At 65.2% G+C, this 19,949-nt stretch carries 20 protein-coding genes; 9 read left to right on the plus strand and 11 right to left on the minus strand.

Annotated features, from left to right (window positions below):
- Window positions 1-94 precede the first annotated feature (94 nt).
- A complete protein-coding gene (locus J6595_RS08675; RefSeq protein ID WP_209594061.1) occupies window positions 95-1,027 on the minus strand; it encodes a homocysteine S-methyltransferase family protein in 933 nt (310 codons plus the stop codon).
- 187 nt (window positions 1,028-1,214) lie between these two features.
- Between J6595_RS08675 and J6595_RS08680 the strand changes: the two genes are divergently transcribed.
- The gene (locus J6595_RS08680) at window positions 1,215-1,448 is read left to right on the plus strand and encodes a hypothetical protein (RefSeq protein ID WP_209594062.1); all 234 of its coding nucleotides are present in this window, start codon (window positions 1,215-1,217) and stop codon (window positions 1,446-1,448) included.
- A 185-nt stretch (window positions 1,449-1,633) separates the two neighbouring features.
- Here J6595_RS08680 and J6595_RS08685 read toward each other — a convergent pair whose 3' ends face one another.
- The 3 genes from J6595_RS08685 to J6595_RS08695 form a co-directional block, all read right to left on the minus strand.
- Window positions 1,634-2,701: a quaternary amine ABC transporter ATP-binding protein gene (locus J6595_RS08685; RefSeq protein WP_209594063.1), complete on the minus strand. Its 1,068-nt coding sequence runs from the start codon at window positions 2,699-2,701 to the stop codon at window positions 1,634-1,636.
- The gene (locus tag J6595_RS08690) at window positions 2,694-3,530 is read right to left on the minus strand and encodes an ABC transporter permease (protein ID WP_209594169.1); all 837 of its coding nucleotides are present in this window, start codon (window positions 3,528-3,530) and stop codon (window positions 2,694-2,696) included. The genes J6595_RS08685 and J6595_RS08690 overlap by 8 nt, the downstream gene beginning before the upstream one ends.
- Before the next feature lie 308 nt (window positions 3,531-3,838).
- A complete protein-coding gene (locus J6595_RS08695; protein WP_209594064.1) occupies window positions 3,839-4,837 on the minus strand; it encodes an ABC transporter substrate-binding protein in 999 nt (332 codons plus the stop codon).
- A 542-nt stretch (window positions 4,838-5,379) separates the two neighbouring features.
- On the opposite strand from J6595_RS08695, the gene J6595_RS08700 reads away from it, so the two are divergent.
- Complete coding sequence (locus J6595_RS08700; protein WP_209594065.1) at window positions 5,380-5,820, plus strand: hypothetical protein; 441 nt, start codon at window positions 5,380-5,382, stop codon at window positions 5,818-5,820.
- Between the two features lie 351 nt (window positions 5,821-6,171).
- On the opposite strand, the gene J6595_RS08705 is transcribed toward J6595_RS08700, so the two are convergent.
- The 6 genes from J6595_RS08705 to J6595_RS08730 form a co-directional block, all read right to left on the minus strand.
- The gene (locus J6595_RS08705; RefSeq protein WP_209594066.1) at window positions 6,172-7,305 is read right to left on the minus strand and encodes a Gfo/Idh/MocA family protein; all 1,134 of its coding nucleotides are present in this window, start codon (window positions 7,303-7,305) and stop codon (window positions 6,172-6,174) included.
- A gap of 17 nt (window positions 7,306-7,322) precedes the next feature.
- A complete protein-coding gene (locus J6595_RS08710; protein ID WP_209594067.1) occupies window positions 7,323-8,090 on the minus strand; it encodes a sugar phosphate isomerase/epimerase family protein in 768 nt (255 codons plus the stop codon).
- Window positions 8,091-8,119: 29 nt separating this feature from the next.
- The gene (locus J6595_RS08715; protein ID WP_209594068.1) at window positions 8,120-9,313 is read right to left on the minus strand and encodes an ABC transporter ATP-binding protein; all 1,194 of its coding nucleotides are present in this window, start codon (window positions 9,311-9,313) and stop codon (window positions 8,120-8,122) included.
- Window positions 9,310-10,155: a carbohydrate ABC transporter permease gene (locus tag J6595_RS08720; protein WP_245197817.1), complete on the minus strand. Its 846-nt coding sequence runs from the start codon at window positions 10,153-10,155 to the stop codon at window positions 9,310-9,312. The genes J6595_RS08715 and J6595_RS08720 overlap by 4 nt, the downstream gene beginning before the upstream one ends.
- A 146-nt stretch (window positions 10,156-10,301) precedes the next feature.
- Window positions 10,302-11,192 (minus strand): carbohydrate ABC transporter permease, encoded by an 891-nt coding sequence (locus J6595_RS08725; protein WP_209594070.1) that lies wholly within the window; start codon window positions 11,190-11,192, stop codon window positions 10,302-10,304.
- A 115-nt stretch (window positions 11,193-11,307) separates the two neighbouring features.
- Window positions 11,308-12,498, minus strand: coding sequence for an ABC transporter substrate-binding protein (locus J6595_RS08730; protein ID WP_245197713.1), 1,191 nt, complete (start codon window positions 12,496-12,498; stop codon window positions 11,308-11,310).
- A gap of 166 nt (window positions 12,499-12,664) precedes the next feature.
- Between J6595_RS08730 and J6595_RS08735 the strand changes: the two genes are divergently transcribed.
- Window positions 12,665-13,720 (plus strand): LacI family DNA-binding transcriptional regulator, encoded by a 1,056-nt coding sequence (locus tag J6595_RS08735; protein WP_209594072.1) that lies wholly within the window; start codon window positions 12,665-12,667, stop codon window positions 13,718-13,720.
- Window positions 13,721-13,747: 27 nt separating this feature from the next.
- Here the strand turns inward: J6595_RS08735 and J6595_RS08740 are convergent, their stop codons facing one another.
- Entirely contained in the window at window positions 13,748-15,118 is a 1,371-nt protein-coding gene (locus J6595_RS08740) for an aminotransferase-like domain-containing protein (protein WP_209594073.1), read from the minus strand.
- A 274-nt stretch (window positions 15,119-15,392) separates the two neighbouring features.
- Here J6595_RS08740 and J6595_RS08745 point away from each other — a divergent pair, with 274 nt between their 5' ends.
- From J6595_RS08745 to J6595_RS08770, 6 genes are all read left to right on the plus strand, one after another.
- Window positions 15,393-15,875, plus strand: coding sequence for an MSMEG_0572/Sll0783 family nitrogen starvation response protein (locus J6595_RS08745; RefSeq protein ID WP_209594074.1), 483 nt, complete (start codon window positions 15,393-15,395; stop codon window positions 15,873-15,875).
- An 80-nt stretch (window positions 15,876-15,955) separates the two neighbouring features.
- Window positions 15,956-16,978 (plus strand): Nit6803 family nitrilase, encoded by a 1,023-nt coding sequence (locus tag J6595_RS08750; protein WP_209594075.1) that lies wholly within the window; start codon window positions 15,956-15,958, stop codon window positions 16,976-16,978.
- Entirely contained in the window at window positions 16,971-18,107 is a 1,137-nt protein-coding gene (locus J6595_RS08755) for an MSMEG_0568 family radical SAM protein (RefSeq protein ID WP_209594076.1), read from the plus strand. Before J6595_RS08750 ends, J6595_RS08755 begins: the two co-directional genes overlap by 8 nt.
- Window positions 18,104-18,667, plus strand: coding sequence for an MSMEG_0567/Sll0786 family nitrogen starvation N-acetyltransferase (locus tag J6595_RS08760; RefSeq protein ID WP_209594077.1), 564 nt, complete (start codon window positions 18,104-18,106; stop codon window positions 18,665-18,667). Before J6595_RS08755 ends, J6595_RS08760 begins: the two co-directional genes overlap by 4 nt.
- Entirely contained in the window at window positions 18,664-19,668 is a 1,005-nt protein-coding gene (locus J6595_RS08765) for a sll0787 family AIR synthase-like protein (protein WP_342453135.1), read from the plus strand. Before J6595_RS08760 ends, J6595_RS08765 begins: the two co-directional genes overlap by 4 nt.
- Window positions 19,661-19,948 (plus strand): MSMEG_0570 family nitrogen starvation response protein, encoded by a 288-nt coding sequence (locus J6595_RS08770; RefSeq protein ID WP_209594078.1) that lies wholly within the window; start codon window positions 19,661-19,663, stop codon window positions 19,946-19,948. The genes J6595_RS08765 and J6595_RS08770 overlap by 8 nt, the downstream gene beginning before the upstream one ends.
- Window position 19,949: the final 1 nt, after the last annotated feature.

The following is a 19,949-nucleotide window of genomic DNA, read 5'->3' on the forward strand; positions in this document are numbered from 1 at the left end:
GGACGGCCGCCGCCTGGAATTCTACGAAGACTTTCGCCGCAAGGCGGACGGCAACTTTGGGTGACCCGGCCGCAGGCGAGGTCATCAGGTCCAATCAGGTCTGGGGTCGCATTCGCCGCGCTGGCCAGATGCCGATCTCGTCGTCGATCGCCTGCCGCATGGACCGCACATGGTCCGGCGTGGTGCCGCAGCATCCGCCGACGATCCGGGCACCGGCGCCGATGGCGCGTCTTGCATAAGCGGCCATGGCTGCGGGTCCAACTGCATATTCGGCTTTCCCGTCGACCAGGACGGGCAGTCCGCAGCTTGCCTTGACCGCGAGGGTCTGGCCGTCGCTTCGGAGCATGGCACCGGCACTGGCGAGTGTCGTCCCGGGGCCTTCACAGCAGTTGGCACCGATTGCCAGAGGCGGTACCGGCAAGCCGTCAAAAGCGGCGGCAAAACCGGCAGGCGACAGCCCGGCGGGTGTCAGCCCATCCGAGCCGAAACTCGCCGTCGCGACATAGGCAAGTCCCGCCGCGATCGCTGCCTTTGCCGCTGCGCGAGCCTCGCTCGCCGTCACCATCGTCTCCAGCCAGAGGAAGTCGGCACCGCCAGCTTGCAATCCGGCGATCTGCTCGGCGTAGATTTGCGCGGTCTCGCCGTCGTCTTCGATGCTCTGGTTGATGGCGGGCGGCTGGCGCCAGGTCGGTCCAAGCGATCCGGCGACGAAGACGCGCCGCGCTGCGCGATCCGCGGCCTGCCGCGCCAGTTCCGCGGCACGGCGGTTGAGCTCGAAACACCGTGTCGCGGCGCCCCACAGCGAAAGACGTGGCGGATTGGCGCCGAAGGATGCGGTCAGGATGATGTCCGAGCCTGCCGCAACGAAGCCATGATGAAGCGCCGCGATCGCGTCCGGCCGGTCTTCCAGCCAGCCTTCCGGGGCGCTGCCGGGTGAAAGACCTGCCGACAGAAGGTTCGTCCCGATCGCGCCGTCCGCCAGCATGACGGTGTCATCCAGAAGGCCAAGGGTCGGCGATAGGGTCATGGCGGGTCGTGCCGCTCGCTCTCACTGCGTTGGAATGCCGCGGTCTCCGAAGGTTCGGGCCGCCCGGCGACAAGTTCCGAGACAGGCTCGGATGGTCAATTAGCGCGTCTCGCTAGGGAAGCAGGCCGCTTCCGAACGCGAAGACTGGCCTGTCGCCGCAGGAGCGATCAGCAGGGGATCGAAACCGATGTATGAGCGCTCCGTGAAGCGTTTGGAAGACCCGGAACTCATCGGCGCCCTTGTCGGCGCGCTGCTCAAGGCGGGCTATGGCCGCGAGACGATCGAGGAAGCGCTGATCCGTCAGGCGCCGGTCGATCTCGATCTTCTCGCAGAGTGCTATCAAAAGCTCACGCAGGCGAGCGCTGCAATGCATGCGGATGTCAGTCGGCCGGCCGTTCCGGGTGCGCAGCGGGCGGCCTGACCGCCCACGCCACCACCGGTCCTGCCGACGATCGATTGCGATCTCCGGCAAGCGCGATCCGTTGAATCGGAAATTTCCAGCATTCCGTCCCGCGTCCCGATCAGCACGCGGCGCTCGCCGCTGACCTTGACCGGCCGCCCGAAGGCAGCCGGCAAGTCGTTCGCCGTTTGCAACAGCCGCCAAGGCTATCGGGCAGCGTCGTCCTCGACGACGTCTTTCAGGACCGGCGTCGCCATTCCCGCCATGACCGAACGCATCGTCAGGGTTCCGATCGAGTCGCCCGTCTCGTCGACCACATGGGCTCGATCGCTATCCTCTTCGGTCATGCGGCGGGCGACCTCTTCGAGCACCGTCCCTTCCTCGACGCGGATGCTGCCCGAGGCCGGCTGGCCGGGCGGCGCCGGCGTATCCATGATCGTCTCCGCCTGGATCACCCGGCCGCGATTCACCTCGCGCACGAAGGACGAGATGTATTCGTCGGCCGGATCGAGCACGATCTGCTGGGCCGTGCCCTGCTGGACGATCTCGCCGTCTCTCAGGATGGCGATCTGGTCGCCGAGACGCAGGGCCTCGTCGAGATCGTGGGTGATGAAGACGATGGTCTTGGCGAGCTCCTTCTGAAGATCGAGAAGGACGCTCTGCATGTCGGTGCGGATCAGGGGATCGAGGGCGGAGAAGGCCTCGTCCATGAGAAGGATGTCCGCATCCGTCGCCAGCGCCCGGGCAAGGCCGACGCGCTGCTGCATGCCGCCCGAAAGCTGGGCGGGGTAGTTGTCCTCGTAGCCCGCGAGACCGACCCGCTCGATCCAGCGCATGGCGCCGTCGCGCTGTTCGCTCGCCGACTTGCCCATCACGTGAAGCCCGTAGGCGACATTGTCGATCACCGTCTTGTGGGGCAGAAGCCCGAAACGCTGGAAGACCATCGAGATCTTGTGGCGGCGAAATTCGCGCAGATCCTTGTCGGACATCTGCAGGACATCGACGCCGTCGACGATCACCTCGCCGGCGGAAGGCTCGATCAGCCGGTTGAGATGGCGGATCAGGGTCGACTTGCCGGAGCCGGAAAGCCCCATCACGACCTGGATCGAAGCCGGCTTCATGTCGATGTTGATGTCCTTCAGGCCGAGGACGTGTCCGTGCTCGGCCAAAAGATCGGTCTTCGACATTCCCGCCTTGACCTTTTCGACCATCTCGCGGTCGCGTTGGCCGAAGATCTTGTAGAGGTTGCGGATCTTGATTGCCGGCTCAGCCATGTGACGCCTCCCGGTGGCGCTGCAGCCGCTTTCCGTAGGCCTGGCTGGTGCGGTCGAAGATGATGGCGATGGCGACGATGGCGAGGCCATTGAGGACGCCCTGGGTGAAATACTGATTGGTGATCGCCTGAAGAACCGGCTGGCCGAGCCCCCTGACGCCGATCAGCGATGCGACGACGACCATGGCGAGCGCCATCATGATGGTCTGGTTGATGCCCGCCATGATGGTCGGCAGCGACAGGGGAAGCTGGACCTCGACGAGCTTTTGCCAGCCGGAGGAGCCGAACGCGTTCGCCGCTTCCAGTACCTCCTTGTCGACGAGGCGGATGCCGAGATTCGTCAGGCGGATGATCGGCGGCATGGCGTAGATGACGACGACGAGGAGGCCGGGGATCAGGCCGATGCCGAGCAGCATGACGATGGGGATGAGATAGACGAAGGACGGCATCGTCTGCATGACGTCGAGGATCGGATTGACGACCGCCTGCAGCTTGTCGGAGCGCGACATCAGGATGCCGATCGGCATGCCGATCAGGATCGACATCAAGGTGCAGACCGTGATGATCGACAGCGTGCGCATCGTGTCTTCCCACATGCCGAACAGGCCGATGAGGATGAGCGCGACGAAGGTGCCGACGCTGATCTTCACGGAGCGGCTGGAGAACCAGACGATGGCGACGATCGCCGCGATCACGATCCACCAGGGGGTATGGATCAGGAGGTTTTCGAACCAGAGCAGAAAGTCGAGCAGCGGCCGGAAGAAATTCTCGATCGCGTCGCCCCATTCGCGCGAGAAGGCGCGATATTCCTGATCGATGGAACGGGACATCAGCCGCAAGGTGCGGCCGGCGATCTGTGGAAATTCGACCAGCCAGTCAGGCAGGCCCTCGAACAGCGATTGCACGTGTCAGGTGTCCTTTCTTGGCGGAGCTTGTTGCTCCGTTCGGATTGTTTCCTTGAGCAGCGGCGCGAGCCACATGCCAAAAACCCCGGACGGCGGTCACCGTCCGGGGTCTCGATTAAAGCCGGAACAGAGCCGAGAGCGTCGCCAGCCGGACACCATTTCGGTGCCGATGGCATCTAACGGCGTCGTCAAACAACGCCATCCCTCCCGGTGCAGTGGCTGCTTCGCTCAAATCAAAGCGAATCCTTGATCTTCTCGGCCGCTTCCGGCGAGACCCACTTCGACCAGATGTCCTCGTTGTTCTCGAGGAAATAATAGGCCGTGTCCTCGCCCGTCGCCTGGTTGTCTTCCTTCCAGGCGAGCAGCTTGTTGACCGTGTCGTTGCCCCAGGAGCGGGTGTTGAGGTATTCCTTGACGCCGTTGGTCATCTTCTCGACCTTCGGAGTGACGATCGTGTAGACCTCGGACTTGGTCCAGGCGTTCTTCTTGGGATCGGCGCAATCGGCGACGGTCGTGCAGTTCTGCCATTCCTGCGGATCGTGCTTCACGTCGAAGTCGAGCTTGACCATCGGGTACTTGCCGAGGATCGCGGTCGGCGCCCAGTAGTAGCCGAACCACGGCTCTTTCTTCTCGTAGGCGTTGGCGATCGAGCCGTCGAGGCCGGCGGCCGAGCCGGTGTCGACGAGGACGAAGCCCTTGTCGCCGGCGCCATAGGCCTTGAAGAGGTTCGCCGAGGTGATCTGGCAGCCCCAGCCGGCCGGGCAGTTGTAGAAGGCGCCCTTGGACGGATCTTCCTTGGAGGGGAAGAGCTCGGGATGGTCGAAAGCATCCGCGACCGTTTTGATCTCGGGGTGCTCCTTGGCCATGTATTCGGGAATCCAGAAGCCTTCCTCGCCGCCGTCGGATAGGACCTCGGCGCCGAATGCAACCCGCTTTTCTTCCGCCGCCTTGTCGATCTGCTCGCGGAACTGGTTCACCCACATTTCGGGGGCGACGTCGGGCTCTTCCTTCTCCGTCATCGAGGCGAAGGTCGGCATCGTGTCGCCGGGCACGAGATTTGCCGTGCAGCCGTAGCCTTCCTCGAGAATGATCTTGTCGATCGAAGCCATGACCTCGGCCGACGCCCAGTTCATGTTGGAGATCGTCAGGTCGCAGCTGTCTTGCGCCTGCGCGTTTGAAGAAAAGCCAAGCAGAGTAGCGGCGAAAAGAGACGATGCGAGAAGCGTCTTCATATGTTCTCCCTGTGTAGGTCGAAATGGACAAGTATCGTCCTTGATACCTGCTGAATATAGCCACGAAGGTTGGTGCGACAGACGAACTGATTGCCGAATTGCGTCCGCGAGCCACCGACGATCATGCTGATACAGCGGCGAAACTAGACTGCATGGCGCGCAATGCCAACCGGGCAGGACATAATTTTACCGGAAAGCTGGCTGTTGCCGGTCGATGCGCTGATTTGCCACCAGTCGTGACTGGCGGCCGATCGGGCAGTCTGCGTGATGCTCCAGCTCTCGAGCGGCCGCGTCGTCTGCGCTGCCGTCCTGCCACCGGATGTCAGACGGAGCCGGGCTTTGGGCCGGCAAGACGCGCCGGCGGGCGAAGGGTGATTGAACCGGGGACGGCAAAGGTATATTGCACTGCACAATGACGGTCGCTTCGGCCGACGCCTGACGCAGGGCGTCCGTGTCCGAAAATGCCGATGAAGTGACCGGGGGCGGGCGCGGCACGGGCTTGACGCCGCAAAAGTCAGACATCCCGTGTCCGGAGACCGCACGTGCTTGACGCCGACCCATGTGATCCCGCGCTCCTCCCGCCGGATGGCGAGCCGGAGCACGACGCTGCGGCAGGTGGCTCAAAGACCGATGAAACGAGCCCGGGCGCGTTTCACACGCTGATGGCGATGGCCTGCGAAGTGCCGGTCGTTCTTTCCCTGCGCATTCCGCTCCTCATCGGAGAAACTGCCATCTTCTCGCCGGTCGATCGCGAGGAGACGCGTCTGTCGCTTTCGGAGAAATCCGGCGCTTTCTTCGAGGGCGTGGCTGCCGCCCAAGCCGCAACACTCGCGGCTTTCCTGGCGCTTCAGGCCGAAACGATCAGCGGCCGGCTCTTTCCATGGCATATGTTCGAAGCGGCCGATATGATCTTCGCGGCCGGTCTCGCGCCGAGCCTTACGCGTTTGCAGGCGAATGGCGATCGCCTGTCGGCGCAGGGCTGAGCCGGGTCAGCCGGGTAGAAAAGATGGTTTCAGCTGCGCGTCGCAGCTTGGCCCTCCCGGCACACAGCGGGCCGGCACGAGGCAGGTGTCACGTCCCCGATCGATGCCTCTGCACAAAAATTCGATCCGGTTCGGGCAAGTAAAGAGAACGGTAACCGCCTTTCGCTAGAACTGTCTTCGACACCGGATGTGGCTGGCTTCGAAGTTGGTTTCGCGTATCGCGGCGGCACATCCGGTGTTTTCCCGTCTATTTCGGACGCCCCGTCGCTGCTTTTGCTTCTGTTTTCGGGCAAAGCAACACCGCGCAATCATATGCGTGTGAAAATATTCAAATGCAGTCAGAGATTGCATTTAGCCGAGAAGAGCCGCGGCCTGCCTTTCGTCGAGCGGTTCGGGTCTGTCGCAGCTTGGGCCGATCTCGACACGGGCCTGCGATTTCGCCGCCTCGTCGATCCCCGCAATGACGGCGAGCACGTGCAGCGCGACGTCGCCATTTGCCCGGTGCGGCCGGCCGGTCTCGATGGCGTCGGCCATTTCGGCGATACCGAGGCCGCGATAGTTCGCGTAGCGATCTTCGCCCTGTGGCCAGTTGGCGCGGCCGAAGGCCCGATCGCTCGTCGCGGTCGTTTCCCAGTCCCCACGCGCGATGGCCGTCCGCACCTTGCCCCCGAACCAGTTCGGATCGGGAAGTCGCATCGAGCCCTGCGTGCCATGGATTTCCAGTGGCCGCAGGCCATGACGCCAGACGTCCCAGCTTGCGAGGAAGGTGATCTGTGCCCCGCTCTCGAAACAGAGCAGCGCCTGCACCGATGTCAGGACCTCGACGGCGATCTCCCGGCCCCTGATCGGCGAATGGGGCGTCGTCACCGTCCGCGTGTCGAAGGCCGCCATGCCGGCCGCCTGAACGCTGGCGACCGGCCCGAGCAGATTGACCAGCGTCGTCAGATAATAGGGCCCCATGTCGAAGACCGGCCCGCCGCCCGGTTTGAAGAAGAAGGTCGGGTCGGGATGCCAGAATTCCATGCCGTGCGAGAGAACCGCGGCGGTGCCGAGAACAGGGCGTCCGATCACGCCGGCGTCGATCTGCCGCCGCGTCTCGCGCATGGCCGCGCCGAGCACCGTGTCCGGCGCGCTTCCGACCCTCAGGCCTTTCGCCCGGGCGGTTTCGACAATCGCCATGCCGTCCTCCAGCGTGGCTGCCAGCGGCTTTTCGCAATAGACGTGCTTGCCGTTTTCGAGCGCCGCGAGGGAAATCTCGGCATGGGCCGCGGGGACCGTCAGATTGAGGACGATGTCGATGTCGTCACGGCCAAGGAGTTCGGCGACGCTCACCGCCTCGATCCCGTATTTCTCCGACTGCCGCATTGCGGCTTCCGGCTTGAGATCGGCGCAGGCGACGAAGCGGATGCCGGGAAAGCGCGGGGCGTTGATGAGGTAGATGTCGGAGATGTTGCCGCAGCCGACGAGGCCGATGCGTAGGGTCATGGTTCGGGCTTTCTGGGTCAGGAGGCGTTTGCGCCGGACAATTGTCGCATCTTCGCTGCGCTGACGCGCGCAAAGCGGCCAAAATCCGATGGATTGTCGTGTTCTGCGATCATCATGGTCGCGCCACAGGCGACCGAAAGCGGCCAGAGCCGGTCCCAGTCCACGATGCCGGTGCCGACGTCGGCCCAGCCGTCCTCGTCGAGATTTTCGCCCTCGGGCGCGATGTCCTTGACGTGGACCGTCACGATGCGGCCGGCGAAGCGCTCGATCCACTCGGCCGGATCGCCGCCGGCGCGCACGATCCAAGCCGCGTCGGCCTCCCAAAGGACGCCGTCTGCGAGGATCAGCTCGATCGGATAGATGCCGGATGGAAGTGCCACGAATTCGAAATCGTGGTTGTGCCAGGCAAGGCGCAGACCCTCGTCATTGCATTCGGCGGACAATTCGGCGAGCCTTTGGCCGAGTTCACGCCAGCCGGCCTCGTCCCTCGGCCTTGCGTCGGGGACGAGATAGGGGATCACCACCGTTTCGATGCCGAGCGTGCGGCAGAGTTCGACGACCCGGTCGAAATTCTCCTCGGCGAGGGTCAGATCGAAATGGCCGCTCCTTGCGGTGAGGCCGGCCTCGTCGAGCGCCTTGCGGAAGGCCGTCGCATCCTCGTAGTTCGGCCGATAGGTCTCGACATTGGTGAAGCCGGCCTCGGCCAGCGTCTTCAGGACATTCGCCTCGGGCGGAGCGTTGCGGGCGGAATAGAGCTGGAAGGAAATCGGCGCGGTGGGTGCCATCGTGTGGTCCTCGATCGAATGGGGAGGGGTCAGAGCCGAAGGTCGGTCTTGTCGTCGAACAGGCAGGCATTGGCGGGGTCGAAGCCGAAGCGGATGGTTTCGCCGGGGCGGATCTCGGTCTCGCCGTCGGTGCGGATGGTGAGCGGAGCCCCGGCGAAGCTCGTCCAGACGATCGTGTCGGCACCCATCGCCTCGACGAGGTCGACCTTGCCTTCGGCTGCGAAGGCGGCGTCCGGCTGATCGCCGAGGGTGATGTGCTCGGGCCGGATGCCGAATGTCACTTCCCGCTTGCGGGATATCGCTTCCTTGTTGGCGGGGCGGGTGGAGAACTCGTAGCGCTCCAGCGGGACGGTCGCGCCGTCGAGCTGGACGACGGGCCGGTCCGCCTCGCGCTCCAGCCGTCCGGAGAAGAAGTTCATCGAGGGCGAGCCGATGAAACCGGCCACGAAACGGTTGACCGGCCGGCGGTAGATCGCTTTCGGCGGTCCGAGCTGCTGGACGACGCCGCCGCGCATCACGGCGATGCGGTCGGCCAGCGTCATCGCCTCGATCTGGTCGTGGGTGACGTAGACCATGGTGTTGCCGAGACGCTGGTGCAGCTTTTTGATCTCGACGCGCAGTTCGTTGCGCAGCTTGGCGTCGAGGTTGGACAAGGGCTCGTCGAAAAGGAACACGTCGACGTTTCTGACCAGCGCCCGGCCGATGGCGACGCGCTGGCGCTGGCCGCCGGAGAGCTCGGCCGGCCGGCGCTTCAACAGGCCGTCGAGCTGAAGGAGTTCGGCGACGCGCTTGACCCGGGGCGCGATCTCGGCCTTCGGCAGGCCGGCGATCCTGAGGCCGAAGGAAAGGTTCCTCTCGACGCTCATGCGCGGATAGAGCGCATAGGACTGAAACACCATGCCGATGCCGCGATCCTTCGGCTCGGCCCAGGTGACGTTCCTGCCGTCGATCCAGATCTCGCCGTCGGCGATGTCGAGAAGGCCGGCGATGGCGTTGAGGAGGGTCGACTTGCCACAGCCCGACGGTCCTAGGAGGACGAGGAACTCGCCGGGGGCGATGTCGAGGTCGAGGCCGGTGATCACCTTGTGGGCGCCGAAGGCGATGTCGAGCTCACGCACCGAGACCGAAGGCTCGCCAGCCTGCGCCCCGGCAGCACCGGCCGTTTGCGGGTAGCCTTCGCGGTCTTCGGCGGTGCGGACGGAGGTGGCGCTTGTCTGGCTCATCCCTTCACGGCTCCCGCTGCGATGCCACGGACGAACCAGCGGCCGGATACGAAATAGACGAGGAGCGGGACGGCGGCGGTGAGGATCGTCGCCGCCATGTTGAGATTGTATTCCCGCTCGCCATAGGTGGAATTGACGACGTTGTTCAGCTGCACCGTCATCGGCAGGTTGTCGCGGCCGGCGAAGACCAGGCCGAGGATGAAGTCGTTCCAGATGTTGGTGATCTGCAGGATCGCCGCGACGATGAGGATCGGCGTCGACATCGGCAGCATGACGTTCCAGAAGATCCGGAAGAAGCCGCCGCCATCGACTCGTGCGGCGTTGAACAGCTCGACCGGCAGGCCGGCATAGAAGTTGCGGAAGATCAGCGTCATGATCGGCAGGCCGAAGATGACGTGGACGATGACGATGCAGGAAAGCGTGTTGTAGAGGCCGACCATCGAGAAGGCCCGGACCATCGGATAGAGGAAGATCTGGTAGGGCAGGAAGGCGCCGAGCAGGAGGACCGCAAAGAGGATGTCGGCCCCCTTCACCCGCCAGAAGGAGAGGGCGTAGCCGAGGAGGGCGCCGGCCGCGATCGAGGCGATGGTGCTCGGCACGGTGATGATGACGGAGTTCCAGAAGCCGACACGGATGCCCTCGCAGTCGAGCCCGGTGCAGGCGCTGGACCAGGCCTTGGCCCAGGCGGAAAGATCGAGGCTTTGCGGCAGGGCGAAGATCGAGCCGTCGCGGATTTCCGGCATCGATTTCAGCGAGGTCAGGACCATCACCACGGCGGGCAGGAGGAAGAAGGCCGCGGCGACGACGACGAAGCCGTAGAGCCCGATCCGTCCGATCGTCAGGGTTTTGGGCTTCCGGCCACGCGCGGTCGTTCCTTCGCGGGTCGTGCCCCGGCTCGTGGGGCGCTCGCCCCGGTCGCGCTCGCCCCGGTCGAAGGCCAGACGGGCGCTCTCGGCATGGGGACCGCGAGGCGTGGCGGTTTCGGTGCTCACGCCGTTCCTCCCACCCGCGCCTTGCGGAAATATTCGGTGTAGATCCATGGCACGAGGACGGCGGCGACGGTGATCAGCATCACGGTCGCGGCGGCCGTTGCGAGGCCGATGTTCTGGCGGGTGAAGAGATTGTCCATGACGAATTTCGCCGGCATGTCCGAGGATATGCCCGGCCCGCCATTGGTCAGCGCCACCACCAGGTCGAAGGCCTTGACGACGCTGATCGCCAGAAGCACGACGGCGGTAACGATGAGTGGCCTCAACATCGGGACGATGACGAAGAGATAGACCCGCCAGGCGGGGATGCCGTCGATGCGCGAGGCCTTCCAGATTTCCTCGTCGACGCCGCGAAGCCCGGCCAGCATCAGCGCCATGACGAGGCCGGAGGCCTGCCAGAGCCCGGCAAGGACGAGCGCATAGATCGCCATGTCGCGATCCACCGCCCAGGCGAAATCGAAACTCGTAAAACCCCAGTCGCGCACCGCTTTCTGGATGCCGAGACCGGGATTCATCAGCCACTGCCAGATCAGGCCGGTGACGATGAAGGACATGGCGTAGGGATAAAGAAACACGGTGCGCAGCGTGTTCTCGAAACGCACTCGTTGGTCCAGAACGACGGCGAGGAGAAAACCGAGGACGAGGGCGCCGCCGATGAACAGAACGCCGAAGATCACGGCGTTCTGCATGGAGACCGACCAGCGGGTCGAACCGAACAGCCGCTCGTATTGGGCAAAGCCGACATATTCATCGACGGGCAGGAGCTTGGACGCCGTGAACGAGATCTGCACGGTCCAGAGCATGGTGCCGACATAGGCGGCCAGCACCACCGCCCAGAAGGGTAAAAGAACGAGGGTTGCGGTGTTCAGCCGCTTGCGCTGCGCCGCCATGGCACATCATCTCCCGGAACGAAGCTGTCTGAGCGGGCAGGCCCGCTCGGTCGCGGCATCCGGCTTGCCGGATCGGCGCGGCGCGAAAGGCGCCGGCCGGTCTCGGCAATCCGTGTCAGCCTTCGAGTTCGAAGGCATTGACGAAGCCCTCGATCATGTCGTCGGGGCTGGCCGAAGGATTGTTCCAGAACTGCGTGATGACGTCGTCCACCGCTCCGGCAAGGCTCGCCGAGACGAGGATCTCGAAGACCGGCGCCTGGCTGTCCTCGCTCTGCAGGAGCTTCAGGCCCTTCTGGGCACATTCGTCGAAGGCCGAGGTGTCGACGTCCTTGCGGATCGGCATCGATCCTTTTGCGAGGTTGAAGGCGACCTGCGCGTCCTTGGAGATCATTGTCTCGGCGAGGAGATCCTGCGCCTTCTTCTGCTGCGGGTCGTCGATCTTCGGGAAGACGAAGACGTCGCCGCCGACCATCAGCATTGAATCGTCGAGGCCGATGGTGCAGCCATAGTCGACGCCCGGCTTCTTTCCGGCGTTGATGAATTCGCCCTTGACCCAGTCGCCCATCTCCTGAAGGCCGGCCTCGTCCTTGATGAGCAGCGCCGTCGTGTCGTTCCAGCTGCGGCCCGGGGAGCCGGGATCGACCATCTGGCGCAGCTTGCCGTAGGTCTCGACCGCCTTGCGGAATCCCTCCGAGCGCACCGCCTCCTCGTTCTTGTCCTGATAGACCTCCATGTAGAGGTTCTTGCCGCCCTGCTGCAGCAGGATGGCGTTGAACAGCGAGCGCTCCTGCCAGGGCTGGCCGCCGAGGGCGAGCGGCGTCAGACCGGCATCCTTCATCTTCTGCATCGCCGGAACCATCTCTTCCCAGGTCTTGGGAAGCTCCGAAAGGCCGGCCTTCTTCAGAGCGGCCTTGGAGTAGAAGATCCAGTTCTGACCGTGGATGTTGATCGGCAGGGCATACATCTCGCCGTCGCGGCTTGCCGCAGCGACCAGCGAGGCCGGCATCACCTGTTTCCAGCCGCCTTTTTCGGCGAGATCGTCGATCGGCCTGATCAGCCCCTGCGTGACCAGATCGTCGAACTGCTTGCCGGTGTTGAACTGGGCGGCCGTCGGCGGCTTGCCGCCGATCATCCGGTTGATCGTCGCCGCACGCGAGTTCTCGCCGACCGCCGTCGCCGTGTCGACCCAGACGCCGCCGGCCTTGTTATAGGCGTCGGCGAAGGTCTTGATCGCGGCGGACTCGCCGCCCGACGTCCACCAGTGCATGACCTCGGCCCGCGGCTTCTCCTGGGCTGCCGCCGGCATAACGGCCACGCCTATGGCTGCGCTCGCGAGAATGGATCGAACCAAACCCTTCATTGCATTTCCTCCCGATTTCGGACCTTTTGGTCTCTGAGATCACAAGTTCTGTAATCGATTACATCAATGGTAAGACGAAAAAATCATAATGACAAGCACATGCTGAAATTCGATGCGAGATAGCGCACGCCGGCGCGAACAGCCCCGGCGTGCGCCCCGGATCAGCGATGTTGCGGATGCGGCAGGCGTCTCGGTCGCCACCGTGTCGCGGGCCCTGTCGGCGCCGGACAAGCTGAAGCCCGAGACGCGGGACAAGGTTCTGGCGGCCGTCGCCGCGCTCGGCTACACGCCCAATTCGGTCGCGCGGCAGCTTCGGGCCGGCAATTCCCGCCTCGTCCTGGTGATCGTGCCGCAGCGGACGAATCCGCCGTTCTTCGCCGAGGTGCTGCACGGTATCGACGTGACGCTGGCGGAGGCGGGGTACGTGCTCATCACCGGATACATGGAGGGGCACGATCACGACCTGCGGCTGATCGAGCTTGCCGCTTCCGGCCATGTCGCCGGGCTTCTGACGGTTTCCGGCGATCTGCCGAATGTCGGCGGCCGGTCGATCCTCGATGCGGGCCTGCCGGCCGTCGCGATCTGCGCCGACCCGCAAGTTGCGGGTCTGCCGGCCGTGTTGCTCGACGACGAGCGGGCGGCGGCGATGCAGGTCGAGCATCTGATCGCCCTCGGCCACCGGCGCCTGTTCTACCTCTCAGGCCCGGAAGGCAACTACAATGTGACGATGCGCCAGCGCGGCATCGTCTCGGCGCTGGAAGCCGGGGGGCTGAGCCCGGAGGCGCTGATCGAATATCGGGGCGACTTTGCCTTCACGGGGGGAATATCGGGGGGCGAAGCCTATCTCGCGCTGTCGGATCGGCCGTCCGCGGTGATCTGCGGCAATGACGAGACCGCCATTGCCTTCGTCAAGACCGTTCGCTCCGCCGGATTGCGCGTTCCTGACGATCTTTCGGTGATCGGTTTCGACGGGATCGAGCTCGCCGATTTCTGCGAGCCGACGCTTTCGACGATCGCGCAGCCGCGTTTCGAGCTCGGGCGGGTCGGCGCACGGCTCCTGGTCGATCTTCTGGACGGTAACGAGCCCGGCGACGTGATGCCCGAGAGCGGCCGGATCGTGATGCAGGGCAGACTTCTGGCGCGGGACAGCACGCGGGCGGTCGAATAGAGCGGTCCTCCCGCTGGCTCCTTTCGCTCAGCCGCCCCAGGCGGGGCTGTGCAGCGCATTCGCCATCATCATCAGTTCCGTCTGCAGCCGGTCGCGGGTGATCTGCCCGCCAAGGCCGACGCGCACGGTCTCCTCGGGCGTCCCCGAGACGGTGAAGGCGTCGGACGGCATGATGCCGACATGGCGGCCGGCCATGCGGCCCATCAGGTCGGCGCGTCCGAACCCCTTGGGCAGGCGCAGCCAGATGTTGAATGCATACTGATTGGTATCATAGTCGAACCCGTCGAGGGCCTGGGCGGCGATCTTCTGCCGCGCCTCGCTCTCGGCGCGGATGAAGCGGCGGATGCCGTCGGCGGTGCCATCCTCGATCCACTGCGTCGCCAGCGCCACCGAGATCGGCGAGGCCATGCCGCTGATCGCCTTTAGCGCCTGGGCGAGTTGCAGCGCGTCCTTGCCGGTGGGCGCCACCGTATAGGCAAGGCGCAGGCCGGCGCCGATGCATTTCGCCAGTCCGCCGATATGCCAGATCAGGTCGGGCGCGCTGACGGCGAGCGGCGCCGGCGCCTTGAGGGGAATGAAGCCGTAGGCGTCGTCCTCGATCGCCGGCAGGCCGTGCCGCGTCAGGATTTCGGCGACGGCAAGACGCCGCTCGGTCGGCATGGTGGCGGTGGTCGGGTTCTGCAGCGTCGGATTGACGTAGAGCGCCTTTGGGCCGTGCCGCCGGATCGCCGCCTCCAGAGCTTCCGGGAGAATGCCGTCGCGATCCGTTTGAAGCCCGACGAGTTCGAGATTCAGAAGGCGCGCGATCGCGCGGAGGCCGGGATAGGTGATGGCCTCGCACAGGATGGTGTCGCCCGATTTCGCCAGGATCGACAGGATCGCGGTGATGGTCGGATGGGCGCCCGGCGTCACGGCGATGCGCTCGAGCTTCGGCACCATGCCGCGCATCGACAGCCAGGACGAGGCGGCGACCTTGTCCTTCTCGCTCCCCGTCGAGGACTGATAGCGCAACAGCGGCAGAAGATTGGCCCCGACATAGCCAAGCCCGTCGCGCATCTTGCCGATGAGCACGGGGTCGACGGGTTCGGGCGGCATGTTCATCGTGAGGTCTTCGGCCTCTTCGCGCGTCGCGTCCGGCTGATGATCGATCGCCTGCGCGGCTTCGACGAAGGTGCCGCGACCGACATGGCTGTCGACGAGACCGCGCGTGCGCGCTTCGGCATAGGCGCGCGACACGGTGGTGAAGTCGATCGACAGGCGCTTGGCGAGGCGCCGCTGCGGCGGCAGCCGGTCGCCGGATTTCAGCCGTCCGGCGCGGATGTCGGCGCCGATGGCGTCGGCGATGTCGAGATAGAGCGGCTTGCCGCTTCTCGGCAGGTCGGGGATCCAGTCGATCATGATGCGGTCTCTGCCGGAAAGGCAGTCAAATGCTGCTCTGCCACGTCTCGCCGATTGTATGGAGATTGTTCGTCGGCAAGGCAAGCCATAATCATGCGAAAACTGCCTCTTTCTCCAGCAAATCATGGATGAAAAAGCTGGCAATTGGGTTTTGCATGGGCATATGCATGTGTGGCAGATGAAATAATTGTATGGAATATCGAATGGAGATTGACGGGATATATTCCAGGCTTCCAGTCTCGCCTCCGGATCACGGCACAAGAGGAGAGCACCGATGCCGGCAGTCAGTCAGGAAGCCCACAAGGATGGCGATTATTTCGTCGATTACGAGGAGAAGGTGTTCGAGGACGTCAAGGCGGCACCCGGCGAAAAAGCCCTCGTCACCTTCCACACCGTCGCCTTCGAGGGCTCGATCGGCCTCGTCAACATCCTCAACGCGATCCGGCTCAATCGAAAGGGCTTCGAGACCTCGATCCTGCTCTACGGCCCAGGCGTCACGCTCGGCATCCAGCGCGGCTTTCCCAAGCTCGGCGACGAGGCGTTTCCGGGCCACCAGAACTTCGCGGTCAACCTCAACAAGTTCATGAACGAGGGCGGCAAGGTCTTCGCCTGCCGCTTCGCGCTGCAGGCGCTCTACGGCCATGGCGAGCCGTCGCTGCTTCCGGGCATCACCCCGATCGCCCCGCAGGACGTGCTCGACTGCATCCTCCTGCACAAGAAGGCCAACGCCGTCATCCTCGACACCTGGACGGTCTGAGGCGTCCTTGAGCGAAGCGGCCGCCGGCCGATGCCGGTGTCCGCCTGTTGCCGAAGTGAGGTCGAAGCGAGGGCCCTTGCATGCGAACCGACAACGTCAGAGCCGCCGCCGTCCAGATCGCGCCGGATCTTTCCGGCCGCGCCGGCACGATGGAGCGGGTCCTCAACGCCATTGCGGAGGCGGCGGACAAGGGCGCGCAGCTGATCGTCTTTCCCGAGACCTTCGTTCCCTATTATCCGTATTTCTCCTTCGTGCTGCCGCCGGTCCAACAGGGCGCGCCGCATCTGAAACTGTATGAGGAGGCGGTCGTCGTCCCCTCCGCCGAGACGGCCGCGGTGGCCGACGCCGCGCGGCGGCGCCGGCTGGTGATCGTTCTCGGGGTGAACGAGCGCGACCATGGCTCGCTCTACAACACCCAGCTCGTCTTCGACGCCGACGGGACGATCGTCCTCAAGCGCCGCAAGATCACGCCGACCTATCACGAGCGGATGATCTGGGGGCAGGGCGACGGCTCCGGGCTGAAGGTGGCCGAGACCGCCGTCGGGCGGGTCGGCGCGCTCGCCTGCTGGGAGCATTACAACCCGCTCGCAAGATACGCGCTGATGGCCCAGCATGAAGAGATCCATGCAAGCCATTTTCCCGGCAGCCTGGTCGGCCCGATCTTCGGCGAGCAGATCGAGGTGACGATGCGCCACCATGCGCTGGAATCGGGCTGTTTCGTCGTCAACGCGACCGGATGGCTGACCGAGGAACAGATCGCCGGGATCCATCCCGATCCCAAGCTCCAGAAGGGGCTGCGAGACGGTTGCATGACCTGCATCGTCTCGCCGGAGGGACGCCATCTGGCGCCGCCGCTGACACAGGGCGAGGGCATCCTGATCGCCGATCTCGACATGCGGCTGATCGCCAAGCGCAAGCGGATGATGGATTCGGTCGGCCACTATGCGCGGCCGGAGCTGTTGTCGCTCGTTCATGACGCCCAGCCCGCTTTGCCGATCCATCAGATCACCGTGCCGCCGCCGGTTGCGCCGGGCGAAGAGACGGAGCGTCACAAAATGATGCCGGCGGCGACAAGGCCGAACGAGGAGGCGGATCATGTCTGACGCCGCACTGATCAACGACCTCCAGACCCGCGGCATGCGCCTCGTCGATCCGCGCGCCGGCAATGACAGCCGCCGTGGTGGCGCCGGGCCTTCCGACCACAAGGCGGTGACGATCGGCGGCACCACCGTGATGGTGCCGGTCCACACCGCGCCGGCCTTCGAGAGCCCCTATCTCGTCGATGCACCGGATGCCGCCGGTGTCTCACGGGTGACGCGTGATCGGGTCGAGGTCGCCAAAGTCCGTTTCCCCTCGCGCCCGCGCTTTTACGATCTGTCTACGGCCGACGGCATCCCCTACAACAAGATCGCCGTCCTCCACTCGCGCGACGTTCTGGCGACGACGGTCCTGCAGACCTGCATCCGCTATGAGAGCCGCAAGAAGACCTGCCAGTTCTGCTCGATCGGCCAGTCGCTGGCGGCCGGCCGTACCATCGCCCGCAAGACCCCCGAGCAACTCGCCGAAGTCGCCAGGGCCGCCGTCGAGCTCGACGGCGTCAAGCACATGGTGATGACGACCGGCACGCCGCCCGGCAAGGATCGCGGCGCCGCCATCCTCGCCGACAGCGCCCGTGCCGTGAAGGCGGCCGTCGACCTGCCGATCCAGGCGCAATGCGAGCCGCCGGAGGACGACGCCTGGCATCAGCGCATGCGCGACGCCGGCGTCCATGCCCTCGGCATGCATCTCGAAGCCGTCACCCCAGATGTCCGGGCGAAGATCATGCCCGGCAAGGCTTCGGTTCCGCTGGAGAAGTATTTTGCGAGCTTCGAGGCGGCGGTGAAGGTGTTCGGGCGCGGTCAGGTCTCCACCTACATTCTCGCCGGGCTCGGCGATACGCCCGAGGCGATCCTCGCAATGTCCGAGACGCTGTGCGGCCTTGGCGTCTATCCCTTCGTCGTGCCCTTCGTGCCGATCTCCGGCACGCCGCTGGAAAGCCATCCGTCGCCGGGCGCGGACTTCATGGCGCAGGTTCTCGGGCCGCTTGCGACGATGATCCGCGCGGCCGGCATGTCGTCGGAAGAGATCAAGGCCGGCTGCGGCCGCTGCGGCGCCTGCTCGGCCTTGTCGACCTACGAGAAACTGGCGGTTCCTGGGACGCCGGCCAACCACGAGCAACGGACAGAGCGATGAGCGCGATCGACCACTCCGTCTTTCATTCGCCCGGCTATTTCATCCGCGCGGCGATGGCGAGCTGGGAGAAGGCCGGCGCGGCGCGGCTGAGGCATCGGGTCTTCGTCGAGGAGCAGGGCCTGTTTCCCGTCCATGATCGCGATAAAATCGACAAGGATTGCACCTCGCTGGTCGCGCTTTCGACCTATGCCCACGAGGCCGACGAGGTGGTCGGGACGGTGCGCATCCACGAGGAGGCGCCCGGCCTCTGGTGGGGCTCGCGCCTGGCCGTCGACAGCCGCTTCCGCCATGTCGGCCGGCTCGGCCGGGAACTGATCCGGCTCGCCGTCTCGACCGCCAACGGCCGAGGCTGCCGAAGCTTTAGCGCCCATGTGCAGGCCCAGAACGTTCCGATGTTCGAGGCTCTTCACTGGCGTGTCGAGGAGGAGATCGTGCTTCACGGAATGCCCCATGCGCGAATGCGCGCCGACCTTGCCGCCTATCCGCCGATCACCGATCCCGAGGCGGGTTTCCTGGCGCTGGCCAAGCGCAGCGCGCCGCCGCCGGCGATCGCCTGGTGAGCGAGGACATGGCCATCGACCCCGAGGCGCTGGCACAGAGCCTGCGCCAGCATCCCTCGATCCGCGGCAAGCTCGCCATCGGCGGGGCGACGGGGGCGCTCGGCCTTGCCGCGACGAGCATCGGCCGGCCCGGCGACGACGCGGCGGTTCTGGAAAACGCCGCCGGCGGCTATGACCTTCTCGCCGGCGAGGGTTTCATCCCCGCCTTCGTCAAGGACGATCCGTGGTTCGCCGGCTGGTGCGGGGTTATGGTCAATCTGTCCGACATCGCCGCGATGGGCGGATGGGCCGTCGCGTTGATCGATCAGGTCTGGGCGCCGTCGCCGGAAGCCGCCAAGCCGCTGCTCGACGGGCTGAAGGCGGCCTCGGAGGCTTACGGCGTGCCGATCGTCGGCGGCCATACGAATTTCGGCGCCCCCGAGCTCGGCCTTGCCGTTTCCGTCCTCGGCCGCTCGCGCGCGCTCGTCACGAGCTTCGACGCCAAGCCCGGCGACGCGCTGATGATCGCCGTCGACATGCGCGGCGAATACCGCAACTACGACAATTTCTGCGCCGCGCTCGACGTTCCGGCAAAGCAGCTGCGCGGCGATCTGGCGCTGGTCTCGGACCTTGCCGAGCGCCGCTTCTTCCGGGCAGGCAAGGACATCAGCCAGGGCGGCATCGCCGGCACGGCGCTGATGCTGGCCGAGGCCTCCGGCGTCGGCATCGCCCTCGATCTCGACCGTGTGTGGATGCCTTACCCGCCGGGCAGCATCTCCCTGGAGCGCTGGATGCGGAGCTTTCCGAGCTTCGGATTCCTGTTTTCCATTAAGCCGGACAAGGTTCAGCGCGCCGCCGAGCTGTTCCTTGAGCGCAGCATTTTCGCCGGCGCCATCGGCAAGGTCGAGCGGTCCTCCAGGGTGACCTTTCATTCCGGCCAAAGCTCCGCCGTCTTCTGGGACTGGCGCGAGACCCCCTATCTGCGCCCCGCTGCCCCATCTTCGGAGGCTCACCATGCCTGAGGTTCATTTCACCATCCGCTGGCCGGACGGGGAGGAGGAGCGCTGCTATTCGCCCTCGACCGCCATCAAGCGCTACGTCGCGCCCGGCGAGACCTATCCGCTCGGCGAGTTCCTGACCCGGGCCAGAGACGGCCTCAACGCCGCTTCGGAGCGCGTGGCGGCGAAATACGGCTTTGCCTGCACCTCGGCCATGGCCGAGCTCGCCCATATCGAGGCGCGGGCCAAGCCCTTCCTTGGCCGCGAAGGCGCCAGCGTCGCCTGTCTTGCCGTCGACGAATGAA

Origin of the sequence: Jiella mangrovi (assembly GCF_017815135.1) — a bacterium.
In the GTDB taxonomy this organism is placed as follows: Bacteria; Pseudomonadota; Alphaproteobacteria; order Rhizobiales; family Rhizobiaceae; genus Jiella; species Jiella mangrovi.